Genomic DNA, 15,103 nt, shown 5'->3' with positions numbered 1-15,103 from the left:
ATTAAGCCAGTCTGGCTTTCAGAAAGTCGATCAGCTCGGCCATCGGGATTTCCTGATTTTCACTTGCCGTTCTGGACTTATACTCGACCGTGCCGCTATCCAGGCCGCGGTCGCCGACCACGATGCAGTGCGGGATACCGATCAGTTCCATGTCCGAAAACATGAAGCCGGCGCGCACTTTGCGGTCGTCGAACAGCACGTCGATGCCGGCGGCAAGCAGTTCCTGGTACAGCTTTTCCGCAATGGCCTTCAGGCGTTCGGATTTATGCATGTTCATCGGGCACAGCGCGACCTGGAACGGCGCCAGGCTGGCCGGCCAAACGATCCCTTTCTCGTCGTGGTTCTGCTCGATCGCGGCCGCGACGACCCGCGAGATGCCGATTCCGTAACAGCCCATGATCATCGTGTGATTCTTGCCGCCCTCGTTGATCACCGCCGCCTTCATCGCTTCGCTGTACCTGGTGCCCAACTGGAAGATGTGACCGACTTCGATGCCGCGCGCGATCTTCAGTACGCCGTGGCCGTCCGGGCTCGGATCGCCTTCGATCACATTGCGAATATCCGCGACATGCTCCGAAAGAGTGGCGGAAGATGCCAGTGCAAAATCCCTTTCCCAGTTGGCGCCTTTAAAGTGATAGCCGGGCTCGTTGGCGCCGCAGACGAAGTCGCTCATGTGCATCGCCGAACGATCGGCTACCCAATAAATAACCTGATCGGTTGGCACTCTCGGCGGGCCGATATAGCCGGCGCGGCAGCCCAAATGCTGTTCGATTTCTTCGTCGTGGGCGAAGCGGAAATCGCCCAGAACCTTGCGCGCCTTGACTTCGTTCAGTTCATGATCGCCGCGCAAATACAGCAGGCAGAAGACATCGACTTCTTCGTTCCGGTCCGTACGCACCTTGCGCATTACCGCAATCGTCTTCAGAATTTTTTCCGGCGCGACGTTTAGAAACTCGCTGACTTCGGCAATCGATTTCCGGCCGGGGGTTACGATTTTCTCCAGCGCTTCCTTGGGGAAAGCTCTGGGCGAGGTGGGCGGCAAGGCTTCCGCCTGTTCGATGTTGGCCGCGTATTCGCTGTCCGTCGAAAACGCGATCGCATCTTCGCCGGACTCGGCCAGCACATGAAACTCGTGCGACACCGCGCCGCCGATCGCCCCGGAATCGGCCATCACCGCCCGGAACTTCAGGCCGAAGCGGCTGAAGATCGCCGTGTAGGCGCCGTGCATCACCTCATACGTCTCCTGCAGCGACGCCTGATCCATATGGAATGAATAGGCATCCTTCATCACGAATTCGCGCGAACGCATCACGCCGAAGCGCGGGCGGATTTCGTCACGGAATTTGGTCTGGATCTGGTAATAGGTGATCGGCAACTGCTTGTAGCTTTTGATCTCATTGCGCGCCAGGTCGGTGATAATTTCCTCGTGCGTCGGCCCCAGGCAGAAGTCGCGCTCGTGCCGGTCTTTCAGGCGCGCAAGTTCCGGACCGTATTTTTCCCAGCGCCCGGTTTCTTGCCACAATTCGGCAGGCTGCAAAGCCGGCATCAAGACCTCCAGAGCGCCCGCGCGTTCCATTTCCTCCCGGGTGATCTTCTCGACTTTGCGCAATACCCTGAGCCCCAGAGGCAGCCAAGTGTATAAACCTGCCGCCAGCTTACGGATCAGCCCGGCCCGAATCATCAATTGATGGCTCGCCACCACGGCGTCCACGGGAGTTTCTTTAACGGTATTGAGCGGAAATTGAGTCGTACGCATGATCTAGGGTCTGAATGATTGAAAAAACGCTTATTTTACCGATTTCGGGCATTATTCGTCATCTGCTTGTCGGTGCAACCATTCTCGCCGGAACAGGTCAAACCCGCATCGATGCGCTACAATAACGGCTGAAGCCGCCCGAACCCGATCATTTATCCCAATATACGCTCTGCCTGCTAATGCAAAAAACCGCTCTGTTGGCCCTGATCCTAAGCCTGACTCTTTTTCCGTCCCTCCCTCACGCCGCCGACGACATCAGCAAAATCGAGCTTCCCGACATGGGCGATTCCTCCGGCACGCTGATCACGCCGGAAGAGGAGCAACAGCTCGGCGCCGCTTTCTTCCGCAGCCTGAACGCGCAGATCACAATCAATCAGGATCCGGAAATTCAACATTACATTCAGTCGATCGGCCAAAGGCTGGTCACGGTCAGCGACTTGCCGGGCTATCCGTTCCACTTTTTTGTGGTGCTGGAAAACGACATCAATGCGTTTGCGGGGCCCGGCGGCTATATCGGCGTCAATTCCGGCCTGATTCTGACCACCGAAGCGGAAAGCGAACTGGCCTCCGTGATGGCGCACGAAATTGCACACGTGACCCAACGGCACCTGTACCGCGCCGCCGAAGCCGCAAACCGCTTGTCGATTCCGACCGCCGTCGCGACGCTGGCCGCGATCCTGCTCGGCACGCAGTCCCCTCAACTCGGGCAGGCCGCCCTGGTGGCGATCCAAGCCGGCAGCATTCAATTCCAGATCGACTTTACCCGCGAAAACGAAGAAGAAGCCGACCGGGTCGGCATGCATATCCTCTCCGAATCGCAATACGACCCGCGCAGCATGCCGACTTTTTTCGAACGCCTGCAGCAATCGACGCGCTATTACGGCCAGAACATTCCGGAATTCCTGCGCACGCACCCGGTCACCACCTCACGGATTTCCGATAGCCGCAGTCGCGCCGACCAGTATCCTTACAAACAATATCCGGATTCCTTGAGCTACCAGCTGATCAGAGCCAAGCTGAAGGTTCAGACCGGCACCGACCCGGCCGAAAGCCGTAAATATTTCGAGAGCCGATTGAACCAGGGAACCGAAGAACAAAGAACCGTAGCCCTTTACGGACTCGGCCTGACCGCCCTGGCGCAACAGAAATTCGACGAAGCGGAACGGATTTTCCAGAAATTGATGACCGGCTTCCCGGCCCAGCCGCAGTACGGTGCCGCGCTTGCCCGTACCGCGCTCGAACAGCGCCAACTCAACAAAGCGCTTGCGCTCTACGAAAAACTGAGCAGCCAGTTCCCGGAAAACGAAGCGATCAAACTCGAATACATCACTTCACTCCTGAAAACCGGCCAGGCCGAAAAAGCCCGGCAAACGCTCTTCTCGCTGAGCACCAACATGCAGAAATTGCCGATTTACTACCAAATGCTGGCCGAAACTTACGGCAAATTGCACCAACCGGCCGAATCGCACCGCTATTTCGCCGAGTATTACTATGCGATGGGGCAAACCCGCGACGCCATTACCCAAATCCGGCTCGCGCAAAAATCGAAAGGACTGAATTTTTATTTGTCTTCAATTCTGAGCGAACGGCTGAGGTTTTTTCTCGATGAAGAAAAGAAAGCCAGAGAGGCGCATTGAGAAACGCCCGGGCGAAGAATGAAGCTTGTTGTCCCATTAGATCGAAAAATTTTGGTCTAACTATAAATCGATCCGAATGGTAACGGCATGACGGACCGGCGCTTTTCCTCCAAAAGCCCCGTCAAAAAATCATAACCGATTGTTTTTATTAAATTATTTTATTGATCAAGAATTTTCCATAAAAAAAATCGTTTTTTTGTGGACAATGCGTTTTCAATCGATTTAGAATACGCCCGCTCTTGAAGAAGAGCGAGCTGGATAATCAACCAGCGGTGGAGGATAGCTTAATTTAGCTATGCTGATAACAATAATTAAATACAAAGAACCTGCTTGAGTAAAGTTGTACGGTCAATGGCTCAGTACAACGGCATCATAACAATAATAATAAAATGCTCAACACGCCCGCTTTATGCGGGCTTTTTATCGCCCGAAGAAAAACTTTAACGGGAGAAATCCCCTGCTTTCCCTTTCTCATGTCTCTGCATTCCAAAGGCATCCGCTTTGCCCAAAGCATGACTTGACTTTTATCGCCGAATCTGTCCAATATCTACTCTTGTACAGCATCAGCATCCGCTTCGCGTACAATTCAACCAAATCATCCATAACAAATAATTATAAGAGGAGTTGCCATGGGTATCGTTACGACAAACGCCGGTCTGGAAATGCTTTTACGGTGGGGACATTTATTGGGCGGCATCACCTGGATCGGATTACTGTATTATTTCAACCTGGTGCAAAGCGAATATTTCAAGGAAGCGGAAGCCTCCGCCAAATCGGACGCCTTACAAAAACTGGTGCCGCGCGCGCTCTGGTGGTTTCGTTGGGGGGCGGTGGTGACCTTGCTGACCGGCTTGGGAATGTTCGCAGTCAGCGGCGGAAGAATCGCGTCGATGGACATCTACCTCGGCGCCCTGCTTGGAATCCTGATGTTTACGAACGTCTGGCTGATCATCTGGCCAAACCAGAAAGTCGTGATCGCTTCGGCAAAACAGGTGGCTCTTGGCGGAGCGGCGCTGCCGAATGCGGCTGATGCGCTAGCGGCAGCGGGACTGGCATCGAGAACCAACACACTGTTTTCGATTCCGATGCTGTTCTTCATGGCGGCCTCTTCACATTATCCCCACCTGACCTTCAAGCCGCTGCCGTTCATCATTGCCGTCGCAATCATTCTATTGCTCCAATATAACGGTGCGTATCTGGCGTTGAAACGGTTCGAACTCGTGAAGAAGTTGCCGGCGGGCGGCAAGATGAAATTTTACGCCAGCATCGGCGGAGTGATCCATTGCGGTCTGGCATTGGCAGTGGTGCTGTTCCTGTTACTGGATCTTCTATAATACAGCCGAAAAGCCGTTCTCTGTGAAGGAGACCGGCTTAACCGCTCAGGGGATCATCAAAAACTCAAGCGGCCCAGCCAAAAGAGGTTTATCGTTCCCGCTCTCGGGCACGCTCGAAAACATGCCAATGGAAGGCAAGCCCGACGCTCTCCGGCATCGTGCGCCACCGGCGCGACGCTAATAACGCCGTCGCTATTCAACGCATCAAGGAGAGGACGCACCGGAGCGCGGGAACGATGCATTGGGCGAAGAAACGCTTCATCGCCTTGATCATTCGAGAAGCTTCAGCTTGACCAGATGCACGCGCCGGGTGTCGGCCCTGACGATTTCGAAGCGCATATTGTCGACGGTCAGGCTTTCGCCTTTCTTCGGCATGTGCTCCATTTCGTTCACGATAAAGCCGCCGACCGTGTCATATTCGTCGGTTGCCAGATGGGTATTGAAATATTCGTCGAACTCCTCGATCGGCGTGAGCGCCTTGATCATGTATTCGTTTTCGTTGCGCTGTAGAATGTAGCTTTCGTCATCCTGCTCGTCATGCTCATCCTCGATCTCGCCGACGATCTGCTCCAGCACGTCCTCGATCGTGACCAGTCCGGCGGCCTGGCCGTATTCGTCGACGACGATCGCCATGTGATTGCCCTTGGTGCGGAGTTCTTTCAACAGTACATTCAGGCGCTTGCTTTCCGGCACCAGGATGACCGGACGCATGATTTGCTCGACTTTCAACTGCTTGTTTTGAAGCGAATGCGCGAACAAATCCTTCACCAGCAAAATACCGACCACTTTGCTGCGGTCTTCCTCGATGACGGGATAACGTGAGTGGCCGAATTGAGTGACCAGCGGAAACAAGGTATCGAGCTCCGCATCTTTAGGCACTACGACCATTTGAACGCGCGGAATCATGATATCCCTGACCCGCAATTGCGATACCTGCAATGCGCCTTCGATCATGCTCAAGGCGTCGGTATCGAGTAAATGATTTTCCCTGGCGTCGCGGAGTATCTCCAGCAGATCGTCAAGGTCCTGAGGCTCCCCGGTCAGCAGCTGACCGATTTTTCCGATCCAGCTTTTCTGCGAGGAGTGCCTACTCGGAGGCTGCCCTTCACTCATTTATGTATAACCTCTATATATGGGTTTTCGATTTGCAATTGTTTTAGAATCGCGATTTCTTTCGTTTCCATTTCCTCGGCCTCATTCTCCTCGATATGGTCGTAGCCTAGCAAATGCAGGAGGCCATGAACGACCATATGGGCCCAATGGGCCGACAGTGTTTTGTGCTGCTCCGCTGCTTCCCGTTCGACGACGGGAGCGCAAATCACCAGATCGCCCAGTAAAACGCCTTCTTCAGATTCGGCCGCGTCCAACCCTTCAGGCCATTCGAACGGAAAGCTTAACACGTTGGTCGGCCCCTGCTTGTGCCGGTATTGGACGTTCAACGCGGCGCTCTCCTGTTCATCGACGATACGAATCACACAGGCATAAGGTTCGTGGCTGTCTTCCAGCACACCATCGATCCACTTGACGATCTGACGCCGGTCGGGCTGTCCCGGCGACTTAAAAACGCGCTGAATGGAAATATTATGCTTTCGGCGCTTTGGCGTTTTTTTCATAAGCTTCGTAGGCGGATACGATACGCTGCACCAAAGGATGCCGGACCACGTCGCGCACCCCGAAATAGGTGAAGCTGATGCCGTCGATATCCTTCAGCACGTCCAGGACCTGCCGGAGTCCGGACATTTTTTCGGACGGCAGATCGATCTGGGTCAAGTCGCCGGTCACGACCGCCGTCGAACCGAACCCGACCCGGGTCAAAAACATCTTGATCTGCTCGGTAGTGGTATTCTGCGCTTCATCCAAAATAATGAACGCATCGTTCAAAGTCCGGCCGCGCATGAACGCCAACGGCGCCACCTCAATGATGCCGCGTTCCAGCATTTTCTCGACGCGCTCGAAGCCGAGCATCTCGTACAATGCATCATACAACGGACGCAGGTACGGGTCGACCTTTTGCGCCATATCGCCCGGCAAAAAGCCGAGCTTTTCACCCGCCTCGACCGCCGGACGCACCAAGATGATTTTGCTGACTTTTTCGTTCTGCAGCGCCTCGATCGCGCAGGCGACCGCCAGATAGGTCTTGCCGGTGCCGGCCGGGCCGATGCCGAAATTGATGTCGTGAGTCACGATCTTTCTGAGGTAATCCTGCTGATTCGCTCCCCGCCCCCGGATCATGCCGCGCTTGGTCTTGATAGCGACCACCGGCTGGTTCGGTTCCTCGGGAGCGTCAAGAATCGCATCGATCGACGCATCCTGCATCGCCAGATGTATCGATTCGGAGGTCAGTTCTTCTTTTTCGGTGGTTTCGAACAGCTTCTGCATCAGTGCACAGGCGGCCTTGACCGACGCCGGAGCGCCGACCACCTTGAACTGGTTTCCCCGATTCGAAATTTCGACTTGGAGGCGCGCTTCGATCTGACGCAGATGTTGATCGAGTTGTCCGCAGAGATTGGAGAGCCGGACATTATCGGCCGGCATCAGGATCAGCTCCTGGGAGGTCATGGAAGGCAAATCAGCCTTAACTGTTGGCAACAATTCTTTCAATACTGGAATCAACGATCCGGCCTCGCAAGGAATTAGGCAGCGCCTCGGTAATCAGCACATCGACAAACTGGCCGGCCAGCCGCGGATGAGCGGCAAAATTAACGACCCGATTGTTTTCGGTACGGCCCTGCATGTGTAAAGGGTTCTTTTTCGATTTGGCTTCGACAAGCACGGTTTGCACCGTGTGCACCATCTTCTCGGCAAACCGGGCCGCATTTTCATGAATACGGTTTTGGAAGCGCTCGAGGCGCTGCTTTTTGACTTCCAGCGGCACATCGTCCGGCAGTTCCGCCGCAGGCGTTCCCGGACGCGGACTGTAAATGAAACTGAACGACAGGTCGAAACCGATCTCATCGACCAGCGCCAGAGTGTCCTCGAAATCCTGCTCGGTTTCGCCCGGAAAGCCGATGATGAAATCGGAAGACAAATAGAGGTTCGGGCGCACTTCCCGGAGCTTGCGGATTTTTTCGATGTAGTCGGCGCAGGTATGACCGCGTTTCATCATTTTCAAGATACGGTCGCTCCCGGACTGCACCGGCAGATGCAGATGGTCGACCAGCGCCGGAATTTCGGCATAGGCTTCGATCAGGCTGTCGGTAAATTCGACCGGATGCGAGGTGGTAAAACGGATCCGCCCGATGCCTTCGATAGCGGCTACATGATGCAGCAGCAACGCAAAATCGGCGATATCGCCGTCTTCCATCCGCCCCCGGTAAGCGTTCACGTTCTGGCCGAGCAGATTGACTTCACGGACGCCCTGTTTGGCCAATGCCGCGATTTCGGCGATCACATCGTCGAGCGGACGGCTGATTTCTTCGCCACGAGTATAAGGCACCACGCAGAAGGAACAGTATTTGCTGCAGCCCTCCATTACCGAGACGAATGCCTTCGGCCCTTCGGCGCGCGGCTCGGGCAGCGCATCGAATTTCTCGATTTCGGGAAAAGAGATGTCGACAACCGGCTTGCGCTTGCTGCGGGCCTGGTCGAGCAGTTGCGGCAACCGATGCAAGGTTTGCGGGCCGAACACGATGTCGACGAACGGGGCGCGTTTCTGAATTGCATCGCCTTCCTGACTGGCGACGCAACCGCCGACGCCGATCACGACTTCAGGGCGTTTTTCTTTCAGCATCCGCCATTGGCCTAACGCAGAAAACACTTTTTCTTGAGCTTTTTCGCGAATCGAACAGGTGTTCAACAACAAAACGTCCGCCTGTTTCGGATCGTCGGTCAATTCGAACCCATGTGAAGCACGCAGCACGTCCCGCATTTTATCGGAATCGTACTCGTTCATCTGGCAACCATTGGTTTGAATATAAAGCTTCTGCGTCATATCGTCGAAATCATTTAAAATCGCTAAGTCTATGTTCCTAAAGAAATAACCCGCGAGATAAAATGATGCTCACAGCCCCCGCCATATCAATGACTATGCTCAGAGTGATTGGGTAACTCCAGGAAAGTTCATCAGGAAAGGGGGCATTATACCCTGAATCGTAACTAAACAAAAAACCGGCGGCGGATTTCATCGGATAAAATACGCCGCTCCTCTCATTAGGATCGCGGGCGTAACCAAGATCCGTTCGCTATTCATCCTCTTTTCGTATCACTCACATGACCATCCGGAATATGGCTCCGAGAATAAAGTAACCCGCCTTTCTGACGAAAAGGCCCAAATTGATTACAATGACCTTAACTTTAAAGTGATCGCCGAAAGCTGAATCGGCATAATCGGGAGAAAGAGAAAACATGAGACTTGAATCGCGGCGCGCTTTTCGAAAAGACCTGCACCTTGAAGGCATGATCTTTCTGAACGAACAAGAACAGTCCATTACCATTAGGAATCTGTCCATTACCGGCCTGCTGGTCGAGCTCGATCAGCTTAAAGGCGGCGAAATCGACATCAAGGACATCTTCAACTCGCTGCAATCCTCAACCCTGGTCGATATCTTCATTCCCTCAATGCGCCTGGCCGGAGAAATGGAAGTCATCCGGGCCGACATAAAAAAGGACAAGATACTGATCGCGCTGGAATTCAAATCGGTTTCCTATGATGTCGAAGATTTTATTTACCGCCGGAAAATGTACCGGAAAAAGATGCCGGGAAGCGGCCGTATCCTGTTGAACGGCGCTTATTATCTTTTCACGGCGATAAACGTTTCGGTCGAAGGCCTGATGATTCAACTGAATGAGACAATTACCGGCGATGTTTTGAACACCACGGTTTCCTTCGAATTCGAAAAACTCGAAATGAACGGCGAAGCGCGAATCGTCTGGATCGAGCATCCTCAACCGGAGAAAACACTAATGGGTCTGAATTATGTGCATCTGGAGAAAGCAAAACTGAGCGCGATTCCGCGTTTCGAAAACCGGTACGCCTGAAAAAGCGAACTTCATAAAGCCCGGTTTGTCCTATGGGCGTGCGATGCATGAACTTGGCTTTTTGGCCGGCATGATTCAACATGCCGGCTTGCAAAACCAAAAAACGGCGCCGCTCCAGCCTGTTTTGGCTTGCTAAACTTTTCACCCTTTCAACCATCCATTATAATCGCCCGATTTATTGAGGCGGACTTTAAAATAGACTGATGCGCGTCCAAGTAACAATCAACAGCCTGCGCTGTCCCGGCCTGCTTTTATTTAGAGACCGCTCTGACCATCAATGTCCCGCTTACCGTCAAGGAAGACTTCGACGTTCTAATTTGTTAGAATCAATAAGGTAATTATACTTGTAATCCGTTGGAACAAGTGTCTTATTCGTGTAGTTTTCCGAGGTAATTTATGCAAAAAAAGCTTCTTGCCATTCTTTGTGGCACTCCCTTGCTCCTCGCCCCGCTATGGAGCCAGGCCGCCACCGATCTGCCGCCCAACGGAAAAACCGAACTGGGCGCGGTGGAAGAAGTCTGTTCGAACTTCACCGACCCGGAATGGCGCAAAGCCCAAGTCATCGACGGCGTCGAAATTCAGGAGTCGTTGCTCTGTAACCCGGACAATCCTGCCGAAATCGCCGCCTTCGTCAAAGGCACCAACAACATTTCGATGGACACCCTGATGCAGACCCAGCTCGCCGCCGACGCGATCACGGTATCAGACGATATGGACGGCGACGGCGATCCGGACAAATACATCATCAGACTCGAAGTCGCCGAATTGAACGGCCATTCGCCGGACATGAAAGATCCCACCACCACCTTCGACATCGCGCCGGGCATTCAGCCAACCTTTTGGGTGTTCGCACCGAAGACCCGCGACATGTCGACGCTGAGCCTCTACGAACCGATTGCGAACCCATTGCTGCGCGCGCCGTCGCCGGTCATTCGCGTCGAGCAGGGCGACATTGTCTGGCTGGTGCTCGAAAATACCCATTATCTGCCGCACTCGATCCATCTGCACGGCATCGACCATCCTTACATGGATCACAGCGGCAGCGGCAACGACGGCGTCGGCCAGACCAGCGCAATGGACGTCATGCCGGGTCAAAAGAAGACCTATGTAATCAAGCCCCGCCAGCCGGGAACCATGTATTATCACTGCCATGTGCAGCCGCACGTCCATATTCCGATGGGCCTGCAGGGCATGTTCGTGATCGAGGAGAACCGGCCGAACAACTGGCCGCAAGTCTTCAACGTCGGCGCCGGCCAGGTTCGCCACCCATCGGTTGGGGTGCTCGAAAAATACAACTGGGAATACGACCTGCATTATCAGTCCGCGGACAAGGAACTGCATGAAATGGCCCGCTCGGCCAACGATCCGCGCCTGATCGCCAAAAAATTGAATCTGGATTACGACGTAACCGATGCGAAGGACGACTATTTCATGCTGAACGGACGTGCATTCCCTTATACGCTCCGGGAGTCGCTGATCGTTCTTGAGCAGGATCAAAAGGTGAAATTGCGCGTCTATAACGGCACTCAGGAAACGATCGCGGTGCATCTGCACGGACACAAGCCGACCTCGACCCATTACGACGGCGTCGATAACGGTCCGAATTCCTATATCACCCGTGACGTGCACGGCTTGACGCCGGCGCAGCGCCTGGATCTGGAACTGTCGGGAGTCGATGACGGCTTGCACAGCTTCGGCGAGGGCGTGTGGATGTTCCATGACCACGTCGAAAAAGCCTTTACGACCGACGGCGTCGGCGAGGGCGGCGACATCAGCCTGGTCGTGTATAAAAAATTCCTGAACGACAAGGGCATTCCCTCTCTGCACGGAATGAGCCTCGCGCCGTATTTCACGAAGGAATTCTGGCAGAAAAAATATCCGGTCTGGCAGGACCTGGATGCTTGGCACAGCCTCGGCTTTCCTGACGTGAAAGCGGGCTACCAACCGGCCAAAAAAGCCGTGCAGATCGTGCAGCCGAGTTCGGTCCCAACCTCCGCGAGTCCGGCGGCCGTTCCTTCTTCATCAGCGCAAACCGCAGCCACAGCGGCCGCTCAGGAAGAATCGTCCGTTTTCGGTAAGCTGATCTTCGGCCTGCTGCTCGGCCTGCTGAGCTATTGGGCAGTCATCAAGCGGGAATGGCTTTTGGGAATGGTGAGAAAACTGGTGAAAAACAATTTGGGCAATTGACACCACTCAAAAATGACCGGCCGGCGCATGGAAGCGCCGGGTGATTTTACTTTCTGCCCGGCAGCGAATTTCCCTTATTTCCGTCACGAAGCGCTGCCGCCGCCCCCGAGACAATCGGCTTCATCCATCAAAGTGCCATAGAACACGGCCCCGGCTTTCCCGACTTATACCCTGCTTATTTGAAACGCCTTTGCCGACTCAATAGCACCTTTCTGACTTCCAAAGCCGTCAACGGAATGCATCCCAGCGCCATCCAGACGACAAAATGGTCGGCGGGCAGCGGCTTCGTTACAAACAAGCCCTGCAGCACCGGCATTTGGTGAATCAGCAAATGCAGGGAAAAACTCAAGATAATGACCAGAAACAGCCACAGGTTCGACAACAGCCCTATCTCGAACACGGTCTTTCGGCTGCTGCGCGCGCCGAATGCCCGTAACAGCTCTGCAATTACCAATGCCGTGAAGGTGGCGTCCCGCGCATATTCCAAACCCTCCCCGTACAGATAGAATTCCAAGACGAAGGCGGAAAGGGAGGTTGCCGCCGTCAAAACGCCGGCCAAAAGGGTCAGGCGAACGTGCTCTTCGTCCAGCAACTGCGCCTCAGGCGGCCGCGGCGGACGCTTCAGCACGTCGGCAGCGACCGGGTCGGTCGCCAGCGCCAAGGCCGGCAGGCTATAGATGGTCAAGTTGATCCACAATAAGTGCAAGGGCAATAACGGCAACGGCCAGCCCACGAGCGCCGCGATCGGCATCACCATTAATTCGGCAGAATTACCGGCGAGCAGGTAAGCAGGGGTTTTGGCGATATTTTCATAGAGGCCTCGCCCTTCTTCGACTGCGGCGACGATCGAGGAAAAGTCGTCATCGACGATGATCAGATCGGCGGCCTCCTTCGTAACTTCGGTACCGGTTTGCCCCATGGCGATGCCGATAGCCGCTTCCTTCAGCGCCGGCGCATCATTCACGCCGTCCCCGGTCATTGCCACGACCTTATTGTCCGCTTTCCAGGCGCGCACGATACGCAGCTTGTCTTCGGCCGTTACCCGCGCATACACCGCCGTATTCCGTACCATGCTGGCAAAGTCGGTATCGGCCATTCGCTCCAGGTCACGGCCGGTCACCCGTTTGTCGCCGTCATCTCCCAAAATGCCCAGTTCACGTGCGATCGCCGCCGCCGTATCGGGATGGTCGCCGATAATCATCACTGGCTTGATGCCGGCGCTCCGGCAGCGCGCCACCGCGCTTTTGGCCTCGGCTCGTGGCGGGTCCTGCAAACCGAACAGACCGAGAAAAACCAACTCCCGTTCGATCTCGTCGGCCGTACCTTCGGGATCGATCAGCGGGCGCTGAGCGACGGCGAGCACGCGCAAGGCATTCCGGGCCATTTCTCCCACCGCTTGCGTAATGGCCTGCCGATCCTCATCGGCCAGCGTTCTGAATTCCCCATTGTCATGGATATGGGCGCAACGCGCCAACACGACTTCGGATGCCCCCTTGGTGAAAGCCTTGACTGAATCTCCTTCCCTGCGCACAACCGTCATGCGTTTGCGCCCGGAGTCGAAAGGCAGCGCAGTCAAGCGGACGCAGAGGCTTCGATGTCCGCGCGGCCGATGCCGCCTTTGGCGGCACGCACCTTCGGTCGGATCGCCGATGATGCCCTGTCCGGCGAGTTCGGCATCGCTACAGGCCGCCGCCGCATACAACAATGCATAAAGCGCGGCGTCTTGCGAAAGCACGCGCTGCGCATCGCCCAAAAAAACTCCCTTCTACCCGATAGCCTTCACCCGTCACCTCGTAAAACCGCAGGCCTGCGAGCATACGGCGCACCAAAGCGTTGCGGCGAATCATGCGCTGCATTGCCAGCGCCAGGGCCGCCGTCACGACGGCCGGCAGGCCTTCGGGAATCGCAGCCACGGCTAGGCTGACCGCGGAAAGAAAGAAACAATTCGAAAAGCACCGCAGACCGCAGCAAGCCCAACAGAAATACCAATGCCACGGTACCGAGGCATGCCCCCAAAAGATAACGGGTAATCCTGTCAAGCCGTTTTTGCAGCGGCGTGGCATCTTTTTCCGCTGTTTCCAGTAATTGCGCACTCAATCCTAACTCGGTACCCATACCGGCTGCGATGACTAACGCCCGCGCCGAACCTCCGGCGATACGGGTCCCCAGAAACACCATATTGCTGTGGTCCGCTAAAGGCGTTTCAATCGGTAGAATGCCGATCGATTTGTCTACCGGTTGGGATTCGCCGGTCAAAGAGACTTCGTTGGCGCGCAACGAGGAAGCTTCGATCAGGCGGGCATCGGCCGCCACCAGATCGCCCGCGTCCAGCAGCAAGATATCGCCGGCTACAATCTCGGCCGCAGCGCATACCTGCGCACGTCCGTTCCGGACGACCCTGGCTTTGGGTGCGGCCAAGCGGGCTAAAGAAGCGACGGCCTTTTCGGCGCGAAATTCCTGAAAGAAACCGATCACCGCATTCAGCACAACGATAGGTTTGCGATTAATCCTCCGGATTTACAAATAATTATTTTCGTATCTTATAACTTTGTCTTCACGATTCGATAAATTTCCTCGGCAGCAACCTCGCTTCCCTGCAACAGCGACTCCAGCGCGGCCAGTTTGGCTTCCGCAAAGTCACGATCCTTTAAACTGCCTGCATTGATATAGACATTCAGCGCCGCGCTTTTCAGCGCGCCGTAGCCTGCCATCGCGGCAACCCCGGCATCACTGATCACGCCGGGATTGCCTTTTTCGGCGGCAAGCCGGCTCAGGTCGATCGCTTCGCGGCAGGCGAGCGCGCAGGTCAAGGGTACTTCGGTCGCTTCTTTCAACGCCTCCTGAATCGCCGCGCTGCGCACCGCTTTTTGTTCGTCGGTCTCTTTCGGCAATCCGTAAGTCGCCATCAGCCGGTTGAACACATCGACATCGGCTTTGATCATGTCGGTCAGCTTAACACGCAACGCTTCGGATTTTTCTAGCAGGGCCTGCATGTCGGCCTCGACTTCCGCGAATTTGGGCTTGCCGATCGTCAGGTTGCAGACCATGCTGGTCAGCGCCGCCGACTGGGCGCCCATCACCGCCGCGGCGCTGCCGCCGCCGGGCGTCGGCGCCTTGCTGGCCAGTTCAGTGAAGAAGGTTTCGAGGGATTTGTCTTTGATTTCGGTCATTTTAAAAAAATTGCAAAGATAATGAGAAGATGCCCGAGCCCA

The 15,103-nt window shown here is 55.1% G+C and carries 12 protein-coding genes; 4 read left to right on the top strand and 8 right to left on the bottom strand.

Features of this window, described 5'->3' with window-relative positions; all coding sequences use genetic code 11:
* Position 1: 1 nt before the first annotated feature.
* Positions 2–1,756, bottom strand: coding sequence for a proline--tRNA ligase (locus tag METAL_RS06860; protein ID WP_005370888.1), 1,755 nt, complete (start codon positions 1,754–1,756; stop codon positions 2–4).
* A 179-nt stretch (positions 1,757–1,935) separates the two neighbouring features.
* Between METAL_RS06860 and METAL_RS06855 the strand changes: the two genes are divergently transcribed.
* Positions 1,936–3,393 carry a M48 family metalloprotease gene (locus tag METAL_RS06855; RefSeq protein ID WP_005370887.1) on the top strand — a complete coding sequence of 486 codons (1,458 nt, stop codon included), beginning with the start codon at positions 1,936–1,938 and terminating at the stop codon, positions 3,391–3,393.
* Between the two features lie 629 nt (positions 3,394–4,022).
* Positions 4,023–4,727, top strand: coding sequence for a urate hydroxylase PuuD (locus tag METAL_RS06850; protein ID WP_005370886.1), 705 nt, complete (start codon positions 4,023–4,025; stop codon positions 4,725–4,727).
* A gap of 270 nt (positions 4,728–4,997) precedes the next feature.
* Here METAL_RS06850 and METAL_RS06845 read toward each other — a convergent pair whose 3' ends face one another.
* The 4 genes from METAL_RS06845 to miaB are packed head-to-tail and all read right to left on the bottom strand — an operon-like array spanning position 4,998 to position 8,658.
* Entirely contained in the window at positions 4,998–5,840 is an 843-nt protein-coding gene (locus METAL_RS06845; protein WP_005370885.1) for a CorC family transporter, read from the bottom strand.
* A complete protein-coding gene (gene ybeY, locus METAL_RS06840) occupies positions 5,837–6,340 on the bottom strand; it encodes an rRNA maturation RNase YbeY (RefSeq protein ID WP_005370884.1) in 504 nt (167 codons plus the stop codon). Before ybeY ends, METAL_RS06845 begins: the two co-directional genes overlap by 4 nt.
* Positions 6,309–7,286 carry a PhoH family protein gene (locus tag METAL_RS06835; RefSeq protein ID WP_005370883.1) on the bottom strand — a complete coding sequence of 326 codons (978 nt, stop codon included), beginning with the start codon at positions 7,284–7,286 and terminating at the stop codon, positions 6,309–6,311. The genes ybeY and METAL_RS06835 overlap by 32 nt, the downstream gene beginning before the upstream one ends.
* A gap of 16 nt (positions 7,287–7,302) precedes the next feature.
* Entirely contained in the window at positions 7,303–8,658 is a 1,356-nt protein-coding gene (gene miaB, locus METAL_RS06830; protein ID WP_005370882.1) for a tRNA (N6-isopentenyl adenosine(37)-C2)-methylthiotransferase MiaB, read from the bottom strand.
* Positions 8,659–9,071: 413 nt separating this feature from the next.
* Between miaB and METAL_RS06825 the strand changes: the two genes are divergently transcribed.
* Positions 9,072–9,704 (top strand): PilZ domain-containing protein, encoded by a 633-nt coding sequence (locus METAL_RS06825; protein WP_005370881.1) that lies wholly within the window; start codon positions 9,072–9,074, stop codon positions 9,702–9,704.
* Positions 9,705–10,100: 396 nt separating this feature from the next.
* Positions 10,101–11,891 (top strand): multicopper oxidase domain-containing protein, encoded by a 1,791-nt coding sequence (locus METAL_RS06820; protein WP_005370880.1) that lies wholly within the window; start codon positions 10,101–10,103, stop codon positions 11,889–11,891.
* Between the two features lie 175 nt (positions 11,892–12,066).
* On the opposite strand, the gene METAL_RS06815 is transcribed toward METAL_RS06820, so the two are convergent.
* The 3 genes from METAL_RS06815 to fchA are packed head-to-tail and all read right to left on the bottom strand — an operon-like array spanning position 12,067 to position 15,061.
* Positions 12,067–13,644: a cation-translocating P-type ATPase gene (locus tag METAL_RS06815; RefSeq protein WP_051040356.1), complete on the bottom strand. Its 1,578-nt coding sequence runs from the start codon at positions 13,642–13,644 to the stop codon at positions 12,067–12,069.
* Between the two features lie 26 nt (positions 13,645–13,670).
* On the bottom strand, positions 13,671–14,378 hold the full coding sequence (locus METAL_RS21515) for a P-type ATPase actuator domain-containing protein (protein ID WP_051040355.1): 708 nt from the start codon (positions 14,376–14,378) through the stop codon (positions 13,671–13,673).
* Between the two features lie 53 nt (positions 14,379–14,431).
* Positions 14,432–15,061, bottom strand: a complete 630-nt coding sequence (gene fchA, locus METAL_RS06810) for a methenyltetrahydrofolate cyclohydrolase (protein WP_005370879.1) — start codon at positions 15,059–15,061, stop codon at positions 14,432–14,434.
* Positions 15,062–15,103 lie beyond the last annotated feature (42 nt).

The organism is Methylomicrobium album BG8 (assembly GCF_000214275.2).
GTDB classification, from domain to species: domain Bacteria; phylum Pseudomonadota; class Gammaproteobacteria; order Methylococcales; family Methylomonadaceae; genus Methylomicrobium; species Methylomicrobium agile.
Note: the sequence above shows the minus strand (reverse complement) of the source record. Positions and strands in the feature narration are given on the sequence as shown.

Bases quoted from the DNA above. Each gene is read 5' to 3' on its own strand.
- METAL_RS06845 (WP_005370885.1), bottom strand. From the start codon at position 5,840: ATGAGTGAAGGGCAGCCTCCGAGTAGGCACTCCTCGCAGAAAAGCTGG.
- fchA (WP_005370879.1), bottom strand. From the start codon at position 15,061: ATGACCGAAATCAAAGACAAATCCCTCGAAACCTTCTTCACTGAACTG.
- METAL_RS06835 (WP_005370883.1), bottom strand. From the start codon at position 7,286: ATGACCTCCCAGGAGCTGATCCTGATGCCGGCCGATAATGTCCGGCTC.
- METAL_RS06820 (WP_005370880.1), top strand. From the start codon at position 10,101: ATGCAAAAAAAGCTTCTTGCCATTCTTTGTGGCACTCCCTTGCTCCTC.
- METAL_RS06850 (WP_005370886.1), top strand. From the start codon at position 4,023: ATGGGTATCGTTACGACAAACGCCGGTCTGGAAATGCTTTTACGGTGG.
- miaB (WP_005370882.1), bottom strand. From the start codon at position 8,658: ATGACGCAGAAGCTTTATATTCAAACCAATGGTTGCCAGATGAACGAG.
- ybeY (WP_005370884.1), bottom strand. From the start codon at position 6,340: ATGAAAAAAACGCCAAAGCGCCGAAAGCATAATATTTCCATTCAGCGC.
- METAL_RS06860 (WP_005370888.1), bottom strand. From the start codon at position 1,756: ATGCGTACGACTCAATTTCCGCTCAATACCGTTAAAGAAACTCCCGTG.
- METAL_RS06825 (WP_005370881.1), top strand. From the start codon at position 9,072: ATGAGACTTGAATCGCGGCGCGCTTTTCGAAAAGACCTGCACCTTGAA.
- METAL_RS06855 (WP_005370887.1), top strand. From the start codon at position 1,936: ATGCAAAAAACCGCTCTGTTGGCCCTGATCCTAAGCCTGACTCTTTTT.